General features: G+C 70.9%; 15 protein-coding genes. 11 read left to right on the top strand and 4 right to left on the bottom strand.

All coding sequences use genetic code 11. From position 1 onward, the window contains the following. Positions 1–1,031: hypothetical protein (locus VGH85_06215; protein HEY2173393.1), on the bottom strand; the 1,031-nt coding region annotated here is incomplete at its 3' end. Positions 1,032–1,687: 656 nt separating this feature from the next. Between VGH85_06215 and dnaK the strand changes: the two genes are divergently transcribed. From dnaK to clpB, 5 genes are read left to right on the top strand one after another with little or no spacing between them, the layout of a single operon-like run. After that, positions 1,688–3,571, top strand: a complete 1,884-nt coding sequence (gene dnaK / locus VGH85_06210; protein ID HEY2173392.1) for a molecular chaperone DnaK — start codon at positions 1,688–1,690, stop codon at positions 3,569–3,571. Positions 3,572–3,605: 34 nt separating this feature from the next. Then, the gene (gene grpE / locus VGH85_06205) at positions 3,606–4,337 is read left to right on the top strand and encodes a nucleotide exchange factor GrpE (GenBank protein ID HEY2173391.1); all 732 of its coding nucleotides are present in this window, start codon (positions 3,606–3,608) and stop codon (positions 4,335–4,337) included. A gap of 20 nt (positions 4,338–4,357) precedes the next feature. Beyond that, the gene (dnaJ, locus tag VGH85_06200; GenBank protein HEY2173390.1) at positions 4,358–5,542 is read left to right on the top strand and encodes a molecular chaperone DnaJ; all 1,185 of its coding nucleotides are present in this window, start codon (positions 4,358–4,360) and stop codon (positions 5,540–5,542) included. After that, positions 5,539–5,970, top strand: a complete 432-nt coding sequence (locus VGH85_06195) for a helix-turn-helix transcriptional regulator (GenBank protein ID HEY2173389.1) — start codon at positions 5,539–5,541, stop codon at positions 5,968–5,970. Before dnaJ ends, VGH85_06195 begins: the two co-directional genes overlap by 4 nt. Before the next feature lie 58 nt (positions 5,971–6,028). After that, positions 6,029–8,626 carry an ATP-dependent chaperone ClpB gene (gene clpB / locus VGH85_06190; GenBank protein ID HEY2173388.1) on the top strand — a complete coding sequence of 866 codons (2,598 nt, stop codon included), beginning with the start codon at positions 6,029–6,031 and terminating at the stop codon, positions 8,624–8,626. Here the strand turns inward: clpB and VGH85_06185 are convergent. Continuing rightward, complete coding sequence (locus VGH85_06185; protein HEY2173387.1) at positions 8,610–9,446, bottom strand: DUF427 domain-containing protein; 837 nt, start codon at positions 9,444–9,446, stop codon at positions 8,610–8,612. The genes clpB and VGH85_06185 overlap by 17 nt on opposite strands. 91 nt (positions 9,447–9,537) lie before the next feature. On the opposite strand from VGH85_06185, the gene VGH85_06180 reads away from it, so the two are divergent. Next, positions 9,538–10,416: an oxidoreductase gene (locus VGH85_06180; GenBank protein ID HEY2173386.1), complete on the top strand. Its 879-nt coding sequence runs from the start codon at positions 9,538–9,540 to the stop codon at positions 10,414–10,416. Positions 10,417–10,447: 31 nt separating this feature from the next. On the opposite strand, the gene VGH85_06175 is transcribed toward VGH85_06180, so the two are convergent. Together VGH85_06175 and VGH85_06170 are read right to left on the bottom strand one after the other, a co-directional pair. Further along, on the bottom strand, positions 10,448–10,798 hold the full coding sequence (locus tag VGH85_06175; protein ID HEY2173385.1) for a VOC family protein: 351 nt from the start codon (positions 10,796–10,798) through the stop codon (positions 10,448–10,450). An 89-nt stretch (positions 10,799–10,887) separates the two neighbouring features. Then, entirely contained in the window at positions 10,888–12,339 is a 1,452-nt protein-coding gene (locus VGH85_06170; GenBank protein ID HEY2173384.1) for an FGGY family carbohydrate kinase, read from the bottom strand. A gap of 169 nt (positions 12,340–12,508) precedes the next feature. Between VGH85_06170 and VGH85_06165 the strand changes: the two genes are divergently transcribed. The 5 genes from VGH85_06165 to VGH85_06145 are packed head-to-tail and all read left to right on the top strand — an operon-like array spanning position 12,509 to position 17,958. Continuing rightward, the gene (locus VGH85_06165; GenBank protein HEY2173383.1) at positions 12,509–13,210 is read left to right on the top strand and encodes an HAD family phosphatase; all 702 of its coding nucleotides are present in this window, start codon (positions 12,509–12,511) and stop codon (positions 13,208–13,210) included. Next, complete coding sequence (locus VGH85_06160; GenBank protein HEY2173382.1) at positions 13,207–14,967, top strand: dihydroxyacetone kinase family protein; 1,761 nt, start codon at positions 13,207–13,209, stop codon at positions 14,965–14,967. Before VGH85_06165 ends, VGH85_06160 begins: the two co-directional genes overlap by 4 nt. Next, positions 14,964–15,446 (top strand): ribose-5-phosphate isomerase, encoded by a 483-nt coding sequence (locus VGH85_06155; protein ID HEY2173381.1) that lies wholly within the window; start codon positions 14,964–14,966, stop codon positions 15,444–15,446. The genes VGH85_06160 and VGH85_06155 overlap by 4 nt, the downstream gene beginning before the upstream one ends. A gap of 23 nt (positions 15,447–15,469) precedes the next feature. Continuing rightward, on the top strand, positions 15,470–16,513 hold the full coding sequence (locus VGH85_06150; GenBank protein HEY2173380.1) for a 2-hydroxyacid dehydrogenase: 1,044 nt from the start codon (positions 15,470–15,472) through the stop codon (positions 16,511–16,513). Further along, positions 16,510–17,958: an FGGY-family carbohydrate kinase gene (locus VGH85_06145; GenBank protein ID HEY2173379.1), complete on the top strand. Its 1,449-nt coding sequence runs from the start codon at positions 16,510–16,512 to the stop codon at positions 17,956–17,958. Before VGH85_06150 ends, VGH85_06145 begins: the two co-directional genes overlap by 4 nt. The last annotated feature ends 77 nt before the right edge of the window (positions 17,959–18,035 follow it).

Here is an 18,035-nt window from a genome sequence, read left to right as displayed (position 1 = left end):
GAGTTGTCGGCCTCGGCGCTGTAGAGCGAGTCGCAGCCGGCGTAATTGATCCACAGGGCGTTCTGTGGTGACGCCGTGGTGTTGAACGCCAGAGCCGCGTCACACGGTCCGGACTGCGGGATCGTCAGGCCGGTCAGCGGGATGTACCCGGTCGTCCCGAAGTAGACCTTGCTGTCATCCGGCGACCAGGCTCCGTCCTGGGCGTAGAACGGCTCGACCGCGGCGCAGTTCGTGTCGAAATTGGTCGCCTTCCAGTTCGACACCGTCGGGGTGGCACCCAGGTTCAGCATGAAGGCCTGTTGGAGGGCGTGACCGCCGACCGTGAGGAAGTCGCCCTCGACCAGGACCCTGGTCCCGTCGTGGGAGATCTGCTGGTTGTAGACGCGGGTCGAGTTCGGGTTACCGGGGTAAGTGCCGGAAATCTGCAGATTAGGCAGATAGTTGTCATTCAGACCGGTCGTCGGGCTCAGGCTGGCCATGTAGGCCTGGTTGGAGTTGTTGATCGCCTTGAAGTAGCCACCGACGAGCAGGTGATTTCCGGTCATGGCGAGTGTGGCGACCCGGCCGCCGGCGTTGTGTGCGAAGCCCGGGAGGACGGCGCTGGTGCTGGTGGACACGGCAGCGATGTTCTTCACCGCGGTGCCACCGACGGAGGTGAATGTCCCGCCGAGGTACGCGGTCGAACAATCCGCCGACAACGCAATACCGTCGACCTGGCCGTTGACGTTCGGATTCCACGACGAGATCGTGCCGTTCGTCGTGCTGAAGGAAAACGCATTGTTCCTGGTGACGACCGCGGTCCCCTTTTTCATCTGCGTAAAGCGACCGACCGCATACATTGTGTTACCGCATTGCGCCAGGTGCCGGACCTGCTCGACCGAGTTATCCGTTCCACTGGTCGCGATCTGCGGCGTGAACGCCGCCGGCGTGATGCCGGGCGGGCCGCCGACGGCGGCTCCGGCCGGCATCGCGACCCCCAGCCCCGCCGCCGTAAGCCCGGCGGCCGCGAGCGCTATTACCCTTGTCCTCATCCCAATCCCCTATACGACCTCGTGCTCCCCATGTGTCGTGCGTGCAGCAAGTCGATGGGAGATGCGGCTCGGCTGCTGCGCTTGGTCCGGTCTCGGACTCAGCGCGCCCTAACGTGGTAAAACGCTACGGCCGCCTGACTCTTCACGCAGGTCAAATTCATAGTGGGTCCGTTCACGCGCGACCGCACCGCCGTTCGGACCGCAATTTCCAGGACATTAATACGGCATGGAGTCACGCAAATACAGAGCGTGTTATTGCGTCGGCGAGTTCGTCCGGAACCGACCCGGGAATGGGCGGCAATTCCCGGTTGGCCGCTCATCGGCCCGGCGGAGTCGATCATGGCGATCGCCCGGTCCGTTCGTCGCCGGCGGCGGCGCGAGCACTGCTCCCGCTCGCCGGACCAAAACGCACTCCTAGTGCGTTTTGGTCCGCGACACGCCGCACCCGACGCCCAAAACGCACTCCTAGTGCGTTTTGGTCACGCCGGGCGGGCGGGGGTCGGGACCCGAGCTGGCCGCGGGCGGGCAGGGTGTGACGGGGGTCACGCGCCGAGCGGGAGTGAAGGGGAGGGGCCACCCGTTGCAGTGAGCAGTAAAGCTGAGCGGACTAGACTCAAGTCTGTTGCTTCCGATACCAGAACGAAGAGGGGTTTCCCATGGCACGAGCGGTCGGCATCGACCTCGGCACCACCAACTCGGTCGTCGCCGTCCTCGAGGGCGGCGAGCCGACGGTCATCGCGAACGCCGAAGGGGCGCGCACGACTCCGTCAGTGGTGGCCTTCGCCAAGAACGGCGAGGTCCTCGTCGGCGAGGTCGCCAAGCGCCAGGCGGTGACCAACGTCGAGCGCACCGTCCGGTCGGTCAAGCGCCACATCGGCACCGACTGGACCGTGGAGATCGACGGCAAGGCATACACCCCGCAGGAGATCAGCGCGCGGGTGCTGCAGAAGCTGAAGCGGGACGCGGAGTCCTACCTCGGCGAGGAGGTCACCGACGCAGTGGTGACCGTTCCCGCCTACTTCTCCGACCACCAGCGGCAGGCCACCAAGGAGGCCGGGACGATCGCGGGGCTCAACGTGCTCCGGATCATCAACGAGCCGACGGCGGCCGCCCTCGCCTACGGGCTGGACAAGGGCGAGAAGGAACAGACCATCCTCGTCTTCGACCTCGGCGGCGGCACGTTCGACGTGTCCCTGCTGGAGATCGGTGAGGGCGTCATCGAGGTCAAGGCGACCTCCGGCGACACCCATCTCGGCGGCGACGACTGGGACCAGCGGGTCGTCGACCACCTGGTGAAGACCTTCTCCACCCAGAACGGCATCGACCTGTCCAAGGACAAGATGGCGATGCAGCGGCTGCGTGAGGCCGCGGAGAAGGCCAAGATCGAGCTCTCCGGTGGCCAGTCGACCACCATCAACCTGCCCTACATCACCGCCGGCGCCGACGGTCCGCTGCACATGGACGTCACCGTCACCCGCGCCGAGTTCCAGCGGATGACGCAGGACCTGCTCGACCGGGCCAAGGCGCCGTTCCAGCAGGCGATCAAGGACGCCAACATCTCGGTCGACGCCATCGACCACGTGGTGCTGGTGGGTGGCTCCACCCGGATGCCCGCCGTCACCGACCTGGTGCGCGAGCTGACCGGCGGCAAGGAGCCCAACAAGGGCGTCAACCCCGACGAGGTCGTGGCCGTGGGCGCGAGCCTGCAGGCCGGCGTGCTCCGCGGCGAGGTGAAGGACGTCCTGCTGCTCGACGTCACCCCGTTGTCCCTCGGCATCAAGACCAAGGGCGACATCATGACGAAGCTGATCGAGCGCAACACCACGATCCCGAGCAAGCGGTCGGAGATCTTCACCACGGCCGACGACAACCAGCCGTCGGTGCAGATCGAGGTGTTCCAGGGCGAGCGCGAGATGGTCGCCTACAACAAGAAGCTGGGCATGTTCGAGCTGACCGGTCTGCCGCCGGCGCCACGTGGCGTCCCGCAGATCGAGGTCACCTTCGACATCGACGCCAACGGCATCGTCAACGTCTCGGCGAAGGACCTCGGCACGAGCAAGCAGCAGTCGATGACGATCACCGGCGGCTCGGCGCTGCCGAAGGACGAGATCGACCGCATGATGCACGACGCCGACGCCCACGCCGAGGAGGACAAGAAGCGCCGCGAGGAGGCGGAGACCCGCAACCTCGCCGAGTCGCTGCAGTACCAGACCGAGAAGTTCTTGGCTGAGAACGGCGACAAGATCCCGGACGAGAAGAAGACCGAGCTCGGTGACGCACTTTCCGAGCTGCGCTCCTCGCTGGGTGGTAGCGATATCGAGTCGATCAAGTCGGCGCAGGAGAAGGTCTCGCGGATCTCGCAGGAGGTCGGTGGGTCGCTCTACGAGCAGGCACAGCAGGCTCAGCAGACGGCGGGTGCGCCGGGTGCCGGTGGTCCTGAGGACGCGGCCTCCTCGGCGCAGTCCGACGACGACGTCGTCGACGCCGAGATCGTCGACGAGCCGTCCGAGGGCGAGTCCGACACCGGCCCGAAGGCCTGAGACGCCGCCCGACCCGGATCTGGAGCTGACCGAGATGAGCACGAGCGATCGTCGCCGTCAACCCGACGAAGAACCGGAGCAGCCACGAATCGTGATCAGAGATAAGCGTCGTATCGACCCAGTGACAGGAGCCGTCCGGGACGCATCGGGCCAGCCGGCGGGGGATGACCCCGCCGGCCGGGCCGGTGCCGAGTCCGGCGACACCGCGGCGTGGTCGGCGGCTGACGCACCGCACCCCGACGATGCACCGGAGCTGGCCAGCCTGCGTGAGCAGCTGACCGAGCGGACCGCCGATCTGCAGCGGATCACGGCCGAATACGCCAACTACCGCAAGCGGGTCGACCGGGATCGTGCGCTGGTGTCCGAGGCCGCGACGGCCTCGGTCGTCGGTGCGCTGTTGCCGCTGCTCGACGACGTCGACCGCGCTGCCGAGCACGGCGACCTCACCGGTGCGTTCAAGGCCGTCGCCGAGCAGTTGCGGGCGACGCTGGGCAAGCTCGGCCTCGTCGACTTCGGCGAGGTCGGCGACCCGTTCGACCCGACCCGGCACGAGGCGGTCATGCACTCGACCAGCCCGGACGTGACCGAGCCGAGCTGTGTGCAGGTGATGCGCCGTGGCTACCAGCTCGGCGAGCGCCTGTTGCGTCCCGCCATGGTCGCCGTCGCCGAGCCGGAAGGGCCGGTCGTTTCCGACTCCGTGCCGGAGGCGACAGCCGACGGCCCGCCCGACGGCGCAGACGAAAGCGACAGACCAGACCAACGATGAACCCGAGGAGGTGACGTCCGATGAGCACCAAGGACTTCCTGGAGAAGGACTATTACGCCGCGTTGGGCGTCACCAAGGACGCCAGCCAGGCTGACATCAAGAAGGCCTACCGCAAGCTGGCCCGCGAGTTGCACCCGGACAAGAACCCGGGCGACGCGAAGGCCGAAACGCGGTTCAAGGAGGTCTCCGAGGCCCACGGCGTCCTCTCCGACGAGAAGCGGCGCAAGGAGTACGACGACGCCCGGTCGCTGTTCGGCGCGGGCGGATTCCCGAGCGGCGGGTTCCCCAACGGCACCGCGGGCGGAACCGGTGGCGGTGCGCCGTTCGACTTCGGCGACCTGTTCTCCGGTGCCGGGACCGCCAGCAGCGGTGGCGGTGGTGCTGGCGGGATCGGCGACGTCCTCGGCGGCCTCTTCGGCGGTCGGGGTGGCACCCGGACCCGGACCCGGCCGGCTCGCGGCAACGATCTCGAGACCGAGGTCACGCTCGACTTCGACGAAGCCGTCGCCGGTGTCACCGTGCCGCTGCGGCTGTCGAGTCCGCACACCTGCCCGACGTGTCACGGCAACGGCGCCAGGCCCGGCACCACGCCCCATACCTGCCCGGTGTGCGGCGGGATCGGCCTGACCACCCGCAACCAGGGTGCGTTCGCCTTCAGCGAGCCGTGCCGCGAATGCCGCGGGACGGGCCAGATCATCGACGACCCGTGCCCGGACTGCAAGGGCAGCGGCATTGTCACCGGGACCCGCACCATCACGGTGCGCATCCCGGCCGGCGTGAAGGACGCTCAGCGGATCCGGATCGCCGGTCGCGGTGTGCCCGGCGAACGCGGCGGCCCGGCCGGTGACCTGTTCGTCGTCGTCCACGTCCGCCGGCACAACCTCTTCGGCCGCAGCGGCGACAACCTCACTCTCACCCTGCCGGTGACCTTCCCGGAGGCCGCCCTCGGTACGACGGTGAAGGTCCCGACTCTCGACGGCTCGGTGTCGCTGAAGCTGCCGGCGGGCACGGCCAACGGCCGCACGTTCCGGGTCAAGGGCAAGGGCGTCGCCGGCAAGAGCGGCGCCGGTGACCTGCTCGTCACCGTGCAGGTCGCCGTACCGAAAAAGCTGTCGAAGGGCGCCAAGGAAGCTCTTGCCGCCTACGCCGAGGCGCAGTCGGACGACCCGCGCCCGCACGTCACGTCGAGGGTGACTGAGAAATGACGCAGTACTTCGGCGGGCCGGGCCGGGTGCCGGACGACGCGCCGGTCTTCGTCATCTCGGTGGCCGCCGAACTCGCCGGGTTGCATCCGCAGACCCTCCGCCAGTACGACCGGCTCGGCCTGGTCAACCCGGGCCGCACCCCGGCCGGCGGCCGGCGCTACTCGGCCCGCGACATCGTGCTGCTCCGTGAGGTGCAGCGGCTGTCGCAGGAGAGCGGCGTCAACCTCGCCGGAGTGAAACGCATCATCGAACTGGAATCGGTCGTAGCTGACCTGCAGGAACGGGTGCGCGAGCTGACCGAGGCGCTGGCACTCGCCGAGCAGCAGGCGGTCGCGGCCGAGGCTGCCGTCCACGCGTCCTACCGCCGCGACCTCGTTCCGGTGCAGGACACGGCGCTGACGGTCTGGCGTCCGCAGCGCCGCCGGTAAATACCGCGACGCAGACCAATATGAAGAGATCGACCACGGGGAGATAGAAGACAACAGCATGGATGCGAACAAGCTCACCACCAAGAGTCAGGAAGCGCTGGCCGCGGCCGTGCGGCTCGCTGCCGAGCGCGGCAACCCCGACGTCGAGCCGGCCCACCTGCTGAGCGCGCTGGTCGCGCAGACCGACGGCACCACCGCACCGCTGCTGCAGGCGGTCGGGATCGAGCCGGCGCGGGGCCGTTCCGAGGCCGACGCGCTGTTGGCCCGGCTGCCGAGTGTGAGCGGGTCCACCGTCGGTGCTCCGCAGACCTCCCGCAACACCCTGCAGGTGCTCAACGCCGCCGAGCGTTCGGCAGAGCAGCACCACGACGAATACCTGTCCACCGAGCACCTTCTCGTCGGCCTGGCCACAGCCGGCGGTCCGGTCGCGACCGCGCTCACGGCGCTCGGCGCAACCCCCGACGCACTCGACGAGGCGTTCGGCGCAATCCGCGGATCCCGGCGGGTCACCTCGCCCGACCCGGAATCCACCTACCAATCGTTGGAGAAGTACGGCGTCGACCTCACCGCCGCCGCCCGCGCCGGCAAGCTCGACCCGGTCGTCGGACGCGACACCGAGATCCGCCGCGTGGTGCAGGTGCTGTCCCGGCGTACCAAGAACAACCCGGTGCTCATCGGTGAGCCCGGCGTCGGCAAGACCGCGATCGTGGAAGGGCTGGCGCAGCGCGTCATCGGCGGCGACGTCCCGGAATCCCTGCGTGGCAAGAAGATCGTCGCGCTGGATCTCGGCGCGATGGTGGCCGGCGCGAAGTTCCGCGGCGAGTTCGAGGAGCGGCTCAAGGCCGTCCTCGCCGAGATCAAGGACTCCGACGGCGAGATCGTCACCTTCATCGACGAGTTGCACACCGTCGTCGGTGCCGGCGCCTCCGGCGACAGCTCGATGGACGCCGGCAACATGCTCAAGCCGATGCTGGCGCGCGGCGAGCTGCGCATGGTCGGGGCGACGACGCTCGACGAATACCGCCAGCACATCGAGAAGGACCCGGCGCTGGAGCGACGGTTCCAGCCGGTGCTGGTCGGGGAGCCGAGCGTCGAGGACACCATCGGGATCCTGCGCGGGCTCAAGGAGCGCTACGAGGTGCACCACGGCGTCCGCATCACCGACGCCGCCCTGGTGGCCGCCGCCACCATGTCCGATCGCTACGTCACCGCGCGGTTCCTGCCGGACAAGGCGATCGACCTGGTCGACGAGGCCGCGTCCCGGCTGCGGATGGAGATCGACTCGCGGCCGGTCGAGGTCGACGAGGTCGAACGCGCCGTACGCCGACTCGAGATCGAGGAGATGGCGCTGGAGAAGGAGGACGACGACGCCTCCCGGGAGCGCCTGGAGCGGCTGCGCGCAGACCTCGCCGACAAGCGGGAGCAGCTCGAGGCGCTCACCGCGCGCTGGCAGCAGGAGAAGAAGGCGATCGACGAGATCCGCGCCGTCAAGGAGGAGCTCGAGGAGGCCCGCGGCGAGGAAGAACGCGCCGAGCGCGACGGAGAGCTGGGGCGGGCCGCCGAGCTGCGCTACGGCCGGATCCCCACGTTGCAGCGGACGCTCGACGAGGCCTCGCACGCCGTACCGACCGAGGGCGCGATGCTCAAGGAGGAGGTCGGCCCCGACGACGTCGCCGACGTCGTCAGTTCGTGGACCGGAATCCCCGCCGGCCGGCTGTTGGAGGGCGAGACCGCCAAGCTGCTGCGCATGGAGGAGGTCATCGGCTCCCGGGTGGTCGGCCAGGTCGCGGCGGTCCGGGCCGTCTCCGACGCCGTACGCCGGGCCCGCGCCGGTGTGGCCGACCCCGACCGCCCGACCGGGTCGTTCCTCTTCCTCGGGCCCACCGGCGTCGGCAAGACCGAATTGGCCAAGGCGCTCGCGGAGTTCCTCTTCGACGACGAGCGCGCGATGGTGCGTATCGACATGAGCGAGTACGCCGAGAAGCACTCGGTGGCCCGGCTGGTCGGCGCGCCCCCGGGCTACGTCGGCTACGAGCAGGGTGGTCAGCTCACCGAGGCCGTCCGGCGCCGCCCGTACACCGTCGTGCTGCTCGACGAGGTCGAGAAGGCCCACCAGGACGTCTTCGACGTACTGCTGCAGGTGCTCGACGACGGCCGGCTCACCGACGGACAAGGTCGCACCGTCGACTTCCGCAACGCGATCCTGATCCTCACCTCCAACCTCGGATCGCAGATCATCGCCGACCCGGCGCTGTCCGACGCGGGCAAGCACGACGCGGTGATGGGAGTCGTCCGGTCGCATTTCAAGCCGGAGTTCCTCAACCGGCTCGACGACGTCGTGGTCTTCGAGTCATTGGGCAGCGACGAGCTCACCGCGATCGTCGACATCCAGATCGCCGCGCTGGCGCGGCGACTGGCCGCCCGCCGGCTCACGCTCACGGTCACCGACCCCGCCCGGGAATGGCTGGCGCTGAACGGGTTCGACCCGGTCTACGGCGCCCGCCCGCTCCGGCGGCTGGTGCAGTCGGCCATCGGTGACTCGCTCGCCCGCGAGCTGCTGGCCGGCGAGGTGCGCGACGGCGACGAGGTCATCGTCGACCTCGGTGCCGACGAGATGTCGTTGACGGTCCAGCCGGCGGTCACGACCACGGTGTGACGGGCCGCTCCCGCGGCGTGCCGTCGACGATGACATCGCATCTCTCGTGGAAGAACGCGAGATGGCCGGCCACGGCCGACGATTCGTCGAGCGGATCCTCGTAGCACCACACCAGGTCCGTGCCGGCGGCGCCGGCCTCCGGCACGGACCAGTACGTCGCTGCGCCCTTGTAGGGGCACCAGGTGTGCTTCGAGCTCGGTTCCAGGTCGGCGACCACGTCGTCGCGTGGCAGGTAGTAGCGCACCGGAAGCATCGTCTCGAGGAGCAGCCGCGGACGGGTCGTGTCGGCGAGGACCCGGCCGTCGAGTAGCAGCTGGACGTGCCGGGACGAGTGGCGGACGTCGATGCGGTGGAACGGATCCCGCGGATGGCCGACGATTTCGTCGTCCTCCTCGCGCCAGGTGTCGAACCCGGCGAAGTCGAGGATGAGGTAGCCGGCGAGGTCGGGATCGCTCGGCCGGAAGGCTTCGACCCTGCGCTCTTCGCGCACCCGGATGTCGACCGGATCTCCGTCCGTGCTGTGTACGGCGAACGGGATCCGCGGGTCGAGCACCGGGAGCCGGGTCACGTCCGGGATCGAGAATCCGGCCGGTTCCCCGGTCTCGGACGGTGGCGAGACGGGGGCGACCAGCTCCGCGTAGACGTCCTCGGCCGGCACGGCGTACGTCGGCGTGACCCGTCGTGGCTCCCACACCAGCACCGCGCGGTCGCTGTCGACGACGACCTCGTCGGCCACCATCCCCCGCACCCGCCGCTGCGTCGGCTCGTAGCGCAGGGCGCCGATCTGCTGCCCCAGGACATTCTGTAGCCGCATACCCATCGCGACCTCCCCGGTCTGTCGCCCTCAGACTGCCGATCGCCCGGACGGCGCGGGCCTGTTTGGCAAGATCGGGTGGCATAACGTAGCTGTCATGGCCAACTGGACGAGCGGAAACATCCCCGACCAGACCGGGCGGACCGTGGTGGTCACCGGTGCGAACAGCGGCCTCGGCGCGGTGACCGCGACCGAACTCGCCCGGGCCGGTGCCCACGTCGTCGTGGCCTGCCGGGACACCGCCAAGGGCGAGCGTGCCGCCGCCGCGATGCCCGGGAGCACCGAGGTCCGCCGGCTCGACCTGGCCGACCTGGCGTCGGTGCGGGAGTTCGCGGCCGGCATGCCTGAGATCGCCGTACTCGTCAACAACGCCGGCGTCATGGCCACGCCGCTGCGCCGGACCGCGGACGGCTTCGAACTGCAGATCGGCACCAACCACCTCGGGCACTTCGCGCTGACCGGTCTGCTGCTGGACCGGATCACCGACCGGGTCGTCACGGTGTCGAGCAGCGGGCACCGCATGGGACACATCCGCATCGACGATCTCAACTGGGACCACGGGCGCTACAGCCGGTGGGGCGCCTACGGGCAGGCCAAGCTCGCCAACCTCCTCTTTACCTACGAACTGCAACGTCGGCTCGCGGCGGCCGGCTCCAGCCGGTCGGCGATGGCCGCCCATCCCGGCTACGTCGCCACCAATCTGCAGACCCACACCGAGTCGATCCAGAGCACGATGATGAGCCTGTCCAACCGCGTCTTCGCACAGAGCGCGCAGATGGGTGCGCTGCCGACGCTCTACGCCGCCACCGTCGCCGACCTTCCCGGCGGCTCGTACGTCGGTCCTGACGCGTGGTTCGAGCAGCGCGGCTACCCCAAGATCGTGCAGTCGAGCAGCCGCTCGCACGATACGGCGACCGCGGAGCGGCTCTGGACGTTGTCCGAGAACCTCACCGGCGTCACCTTCGAGATCGGCTGACGCCGGCTCGCCCCACGAAGCCGCGTTGATCTCAGTCCTGCGCGGCCAGGCCGACGATGTGACCCTGCGGGTCGGCGATGAGCGCGAACGTCACACCCGGCACCTTGGTCGGCTGCTGCACCACGGAGCCACCGAGCCGGACCGCGTCGTCGACCGACTTGGCCATGTCGGTGACACCGACGAAGAAGGTAACCAGATCGCCGTGGTCCTGCGGCGGACCGATCGCCGTGAAGAGGGCATTGGGTACGCCGGTGTCGACGAAGGAGTAGCCGGGAAAAGCGCCTTCCTGCGGGTATTTCCAGCCGAACAGCTCACCGAAGAACGCCCTGGTGGCGTCTGGATCGCTCGACCGGATCTCGGCGTGCACGACGGGATGACTCATGATGATCTCCGCTCTCCGCGGGCCCCCCGACGGCGCCCGTCACTTATCCGACGGGTGAGCAGTCGCCGGATCGACAGGACCCGGGAAGGTCAGCGGGCGATCCAGCCCCGCTCGGCCAGCGAATCGACGAAGCGGTGGTAGCTCCGCTCGAGGGCGTCCCGCTCGGCCGGGTCCGGCTCGACCAAGTCGCCCGCCGCAACCATGGCGGTGCTCGCCGCGGCCAGGTCGCGGTGCACGCTGCCTGCGGCGGCGAGGAGTGCGGCACCGAATGCGGTGTCGGCGTTCGCGGCGACGCGCAACGGCATGCCGAGCACCGTCGCGCGGATCCGTGACCAGAGCGGGCTGCGGCTGCCGCCGCCGGCGGCCGACATCGGCGGCTCGACCAGGATGCCGAGCGAGCGGACCCGGTCGATGCCGAGCCGTTCGAGGAATGCCACTCCTTCCAACGCCGCACGGTGCCGCTCGACCTCGTCGGCGGGCGATCCGACGGTGAAGCCCCGCGCCTGCCCACTGATGAACGGGAACCGCTCGCCATCACGCCGCAACGGATAGCTGACGACCGAGGCCGGTCCGGCCGCGGCCGCCGCGTCGTCCAGTGATGCCCGCCGGTCCGCCGGGATGTCGGCGAGCGCCTCGCCGCCGGTGTTGGACGCGCCGCCGGGGAGCCACCACCCGTCCGGGTGACGGTGGCTGTAGAGCGCCCCGGTCGGGTCGGTGACCAGTTCCTCGGTCACGCCTTTCAGCACGTACGTGGTGCCGAGTACGCCGACGAACTGGCCGGGCCGCACGGCCCCGCAGGCCAGCTGGCCCGCGCACCCGTCGGTCATGCCGAGCCGTAGCTCGCAGCCGACCGGCAGCCCGGTCTCGGCGGCCGCCTCCGCCGACACCGTGCCCACCGGAGTGGTCGGGGCGGACACCGGGGGAAGCCAGTCCGGGTCGACGCCGAGCGCTTCGAAGGCCTCGCCGGCCCACTCGCCGACGCGGGGGTCGTAGCCGCTCTTCAGCGCGTGGCTCCAGTCGGCCGGGACCGGCGCTCCGGTGAGCGCCCAGCCGATCAGGTCCGGGGTGTGCAGGACCCGCCACACCGGGTGCTCATAACTCTGCTTCGCGATCCAGCCGATCCGGCCCAGCGCGGCGGTCGGGGAGACCGCCAGTCCGAGGCGGGCCCACCGCTCGCGGCCGGCCTCCTGCGCGATCGCGTTCTGCTTCCCCGCGCGCCGGTCGTCGTACATCAGGGCGGGGCCGACCGGCCTGCCGGCGCGGTCGACGGAAACGATCGTGCCGGAGGTCGCCGCGACGGCGACCGCCCGCACCTCGCGACCGCGCTGGGGTAGCGCCGACGTCGCCTCCCGTAGCGCCGTACGGACCGCGGGCCACCAGGTAGTCGCGTCCTGCTCGCTCCGCCCATCGCCGGGGCGCACCGGGTCGGGGAGTGGGGCGGAGCCGGTCGACATGACGGTGCCGTCGGCGGTCACGATGCTCACCCGGACCGCCGCGGTCGCGACGTCGATCCCCGCCACGACCCCGTCGGTCTCGATCACGCCGTGTCCCTCAAGGGTCGCGTCCCGCCGTCGGTCGATGTGACGTTGCGGTCCACGATGCTAAGTCGTGGGGGCGATGTGGACAGCCTCAGGTGGGCATGTGAGGGTGGCGATATATCACGCTGCGCGTGAAGTTGACCTGGCCGCCGGTGAGGAAGGACGTGCCGTAGTGCCCTCAGAGACCTCCGGCCTACGGGCCGTAGTCTTCGACCTGGACGGCGTACTCGTCGACAGTGAGCATCTCTGGGAAGAGATGTGGGCCCGGTACGCCGCCCGGCACGACACGACCTGGACCGCCGAGCACACCTCCGCGGTGCAGGGGATGAGCGCTCCGGAGTGGGCTGCCTATCTCGCGGACGTCGCCGGCGGAGCCGAATCCGCCGAGCAGGTGGAGGCCGCGGTCGTCGACGAGATGGTCGATGCACTCGCCGCCGGCCGGTCACCGCTACTGCCTGGCGCCCGGGTGATGGTGCGCGACGTCAGTGACCGGGTGCCGATCGCGCTGGCCTCATCGGCGCCGCGCCGGCTGATCGACGCCGTGCTCGAGACCCACGACCTCGTCGCCGACTTCACCGCCACCGTCTCCAGCGCGGAGGTGCCGCGGGGCAAGCCGAGCCCGGACGTCTACCTCGAGGCCGCCCGCCGCCTCGGTACGCCGCCGACGGACTGCGTGGGCGTCGAAGATTCCAGCAACGGGATCCGCGCCGTGCACGCGGCGGGCATGACCGTCGTCGCGTTCCCTAACCCGACCTATCCGCCGAAGCCCGACGCGCTCGCGTTGGCCGACCAGGTCGCCGCCGATCTCGAGGACGTACGGAGCAGGCTGCTCGCGCTCGTCGCGGCGCCGACCGCCGCCGAGGACCGGCGATGACCTTGCTCGGCACGGCCGAGACGTTCAAGGCCGACTGGGTCGACGGCCTGGTGTCGGCGTACGGCCGCACCGTGCGCCGGGTGCCGGACGCCTTCGGCGTGGTCGGCCGGCACGTGCCGCGTCCCGGCAAGGTGGCCGTGATCATCGGTGGCGGATGCGGGCACTACCCGGCGTTCGCCGGGCTGGTCGGCGAGGGCCTCGCCGACGCCGCCGTCATCGGCGACGTCTTCACCAGCCCCAGCGCCGAGCAGGTCTACCGCACCGCGCGGGCCGCTGACGGCGGCGCCGGTGTGCTGTTCAGTTTCGGCAACTACGCCGGGGACATCATGCATTTCGGTCTCGCCGGACGACGGCTCGCCGGTGAGGGAATCGACAACCGCACGGTGCTGGTGACCGACGACGTTGCCACCGGTTCGGCCGAACACACCGACGACCGGCGCGGGGTCGCCGGCGGACTGTTCGTCTTCAAGGTCGCCGGCGCGGCCGCCGAGCGCGGCGAGGACCTGGCCGGCGTGGAGGCCGCGGCCCGCAAGGCCAACGCGGCCACCCGCACCTTTGGCATCGCGTTCGACGGGTGCACGCTTCCCGGCCAGACCGAGCCGCTGTTCACGGTGGACGCCGGCCACATGGAGCTCGGCCTCGGGATCCACGGCGAGCCGGGTGTCCGGACGGCCGAGCGGGTGGGCGCCGACGAGATCGCCGACATCCTCGTCGACGCGGTGCTCGCCGAGCTCCCCGACGTGGGTGACGGGCGGGTCGCCGTCGTCGTCAACGGCCTCGGGCGCACCAAGTACGAGGAGCTGTTCGTCTGTTACGGGCAGATCCACCGTCGCCTCGCGGCCGCCGGGCTGCGGCCGCACCGGCCGGAGGTCGGGGAGTTCGTCACCTCGCTGGACATGGCCGGGCTCTCGCTGTCGCTGATGGTTCTCGACGACGAACTCGCCACCCTCTACGACGCCCCGTGCGACACCCCGGCATTCCGGTCGGTCGCGCCGCATTCCGTCGCCGACACCGCGGACGATCTGCCGGCCGCGGCTCCGGCGCCGGGCGACGCTGTAGAGATCCCCGCGGCAGGCGGCGGGATCGCCGGCGACCTGCTTGCTGCGGCCCTCGAGGCGGTGCAGAAGGAAGAGGACAACCTCGGGCGGCTCGACGCGGTTGCCGGAGACGGCGACCACGGCCTGGGCATGGTGCGCGGGCTGCGCGGAGCGCTGGCCGCCGCGCGATCCAGCGGCGTCGACGGCGACGACGCCTCGTCGGTCGGCTCCGCACTGTTGGCGGCGGGAACGGCGATGGCCGACGCCGCCGGCGGTGCGTCCGGCGCGCTCTACGGAGTGCTGCTCACCGAGATCGGCTCCGCACTGGCCCGGTCCGGTGAGCGCGACGTGACGCTTCCGCTGCTCACCGACGCCGTCGACGCGGCGTACGACGCGGTCGTCGAACTCGGCGGGGCGAAGGTCGGTGACAAGACGATGCTCGACGCGCTGGACCCGTTCCGGCGGGCGCTGCGCGAGCAGGCCGGCGCGTCGGTCGCGCAGGCATGGCCGGTCGCCGCCGACGCCGCCGCCGACGCGGCCGCCGCCACCGCGGGCATGGTGGCGAAGACCGGGCGCGCGGCGCGGCTGGGCGATCGGGGTCGCGGCAGCCCCGACCCGGGAGCGACGTCGCTGGCAGTGATCGCGGAGGCCACCGCCACGGTGCTCGCCGCCCGCTGCGGCACATCGGCAGGGAACCCGTCCGAGGAGGCACAGGCATGAGTGGCATGCGGATCGCGATCGGCGCCGACAACGCCGGCGTGCAGCTGAAGAACGTCCTGCGTGACCAGCTACGCGACGACCCACGGGTCGGCGAGGTCCGCGACGTCGGCGTACCCGACGAGGCCGACTCGACCGACTACCCGCTGGTCGCGCTGGATGCGGCCCGGGCCGTCGCCCAGGGCGAGGTGGACCGGGCGATCCTGATCTGCGGCACCGGAATCGGCATGTGCATCTCGGCGAACAAGGTTCCCGGGGTGCGGGCCACCGTCGCGCACGACTCCTACTCCGCCGAGCGTTCGATCAAGTCCAACGACTGCCAGGTGCTCACCATGGGCGCCCGGGTGATCGGGCCGGAGCTCGCCAAGAAGATCGTCGGGGAGTGGGTCGGCTACGCGTTCGACCCGTCGTCGGCGAGCGCCGCCAAGGTCGCGCACATCGTCGACTACGAAGAGGGACAGCGCACCGACGCGTCCCGCTGATCATCACCCGGAGGAGAAGTCGGTTGCGAGTCCTCACCGCCGGCGACCAGTTCGTCAGCAACGCCCTGCTCGCCGCCGCCCTGCGCGCCGAGCTGGGCGAGACGAAGCTGGACATTGCCGAACTCACTCTGCCCTGGCCGCACGAGCCGTTCGGGCCGGTCGGCAATGTCCACGAGGCGAGCGGCACCGAGGAGCAGTTGATCGAGGCGCTCGGCAATGCCGAGGCGGTGGCGACCGAGATGGCGCCGTTCACCGACCGCGTCTTCGCCGCGGACCCGGAGCTACGGCTGGTGGCGGTGGCACGCGGAGGCCCGGTCAACGTCGACCTCGCCGCGGCCACCAGACACGGCGTCGCGGTCACGTTCACCCCGGGCCGCAATGCGGCCGCCGCCGCCGAATTCGCCGTGGGGCTGATGCTCGCCGCGATGCGCAAGATCACGCTCTCGGACACCTGCCTGAAGGCCGGCCAGTGGCGCGGCGACCTCTACGCCTACGACGAGGCGGGCACGGAACTCGACGGCAGCACGGTCGGGCTGGTCGGCTACGGCGCGATCGGGCGGATCGTCGCCCGGGTGCTGACCGCGTTCGGCGCCCACGTCCTCGTCGCCGACCCTTACGCCGACCCGGCCGGGATCGCCGCCGACGGAGTCGAACTCGTCGAGCTCGACGACCTGCTGCGGCGCAGCCGCGTGGTCAGCCTGCACGCCCGGCTCACCGAGTCGACGCGCAACCTCATCGACGCCGACAAGCTCGCGCTGCTCCCCGCAGACGCCGTGCTGGTCAACACCGCCCGCGGCGGCCTGCTCGACTACGCCGCCGTGACCGACGCGCTGCGGGCCGGCCGGCTCGGCGCGCTCGCGCTCGACGTCTACGACGTCGAACCGCCGCCGGCGGACTGGCCGCTGCGCGACTTCCCGAACGTCGTCGCCACCTCGCACCTGGCCGGCGCCACGCGCGAAACGGCCGAGCGCGCGGCGCGGATCGTCGCCGCTGAGGTCGGGCGGCTCGCCCGCGGTGAGCCGCTGCGGCACCTCGCCAACCCGGACGTCGGAGCCGGCCCGGCATGATCATCGGTGTCGATGCCGGCACCTCGGTCACCAAGGCGGCCGCCTTCGACCGGGCCGGCCGGGCCGTCGCCGCGGCCAGCCAACCGACCCGCCTCCTGCGGCCCGCGCCAGGTCAGGCCGAACAGGACCTCGACGAGGTCGTCGACACCGTCGCGGCCGTGGTCAAGGAGGTCGCGGCGGCCCTGCCCGAACCGGTTACCGCCCTTGCCCTCACCGGCCAGGGCGACGGGCTGTGGCTCCGTGACGCCGACGGGCACGCCACCCGGCCGCCGATCTCCTGGCTGGACGGCCGGGCCGGTCCGCTGCTCGAACGCTGGCGGTCCGACGGAATCGTTGACGAGGTCTACCGCCGAACCGGGTCGGGGATGTTCCCGGGCTGCCACGGCCCGTTGCTCGCGACTCTGGCGGCCGAGGAACCCGCCGCGCTCGACCGCGCGGTCGTCGCCGGCTACTGCACCGACGCGATCGCGCAGCGGCTCACCGGCACGATCACCGTCGACGCCTCCGACGCGTCGCTGCCGTTCCTCGACGTCGAAAGCCGTCGCTACGACGCCGCGGCGATCGCCGCCTGCGGACTCGCCGACCTGACCAGGCTGCTTCCCGCTCCCGCACCATCCGGCACGGTGCTGCATCTCGACCGGCGCGGTGCGGCGCTGCTCGACCTACCCTTCGGGCTCCCGGTGACCTGCGGGCCGTTCGACCTGCCGGCCTGTGCGTTGGGCAGCGGGATCGCCGAACCGGGCGAGGGCCTGCTCACGATCGGGACGACGCTGGCTTGCCAGGTGCTGACCGACGCCGTCGACATCGACCCCGGCCGGGAGCCGGCCGGCATGTTCCTGTGTGTGCCCGACCCGCGCCGGTGGCTGCGCGCGATGCCGGCGATGGTCGGGACGGCGAGCCTCGAGTGGCTGCTCGATCTGCTCGGTCTCGGTGTCGCCGACCTGGGTCCGCTGCTCGCGGACAGTCCGCCCGGCGCCCGCGGCGTGTCCGCGCTCCCGTTCCTGTCGCCGTCCGGCGAGCGGGCGCCGTTCGTCGACACCCGGGCGCGCGCGCAGGTCGGCGGGGTGTCGCTGGAGTCCAGCCGCGCGGACATCGTGCGGGCTGTCTGCGAAGGCATCGCCTTCGCGGCACGGCACTGCCTGGAGGAGGCCGGGCTGGCCGGACGGCTGGCAGTCTGCGGCGGCGGCACCGCCTCCGCGCCCTGGACGCAGGTGTTCGCCGACGTGATCGGCCGGCCGTTGCACGTCCCGGCCGAACCGGAGGTCGGTGCCCGTGGCGCCGTCATGGTGGCCTGGGCCGCGCTCGGCGAGCCGGTCGACGAGCAGGAGTGGCGGGCCGGATCGCGCACCGTCGCGCCCCGGTCCGAGACACGGGACAGCTACGACGAGGCCTACCTGCGCTACCGCCGCACACTGGCCACCGTGCGTCCACTGTGGCGGGAGTGACTGGAGTACACGCCCTTCGGCGTCGGCGGTTATTCGGTGGATCGGCCCGATTCGTCGGACGCCTGCGCATGGCGATG

This window comes from Mycobacteriales bacterium, from assembly GCA_036497565.1.
Lineage (GTDB): Bacteria > Actinomycetota > Actinomycetes > Mycobacteriales > QHCD01 > DASXJE01.
This window is presented reverse-complemented; position numbering and strand designations above follow the sequence as displayed.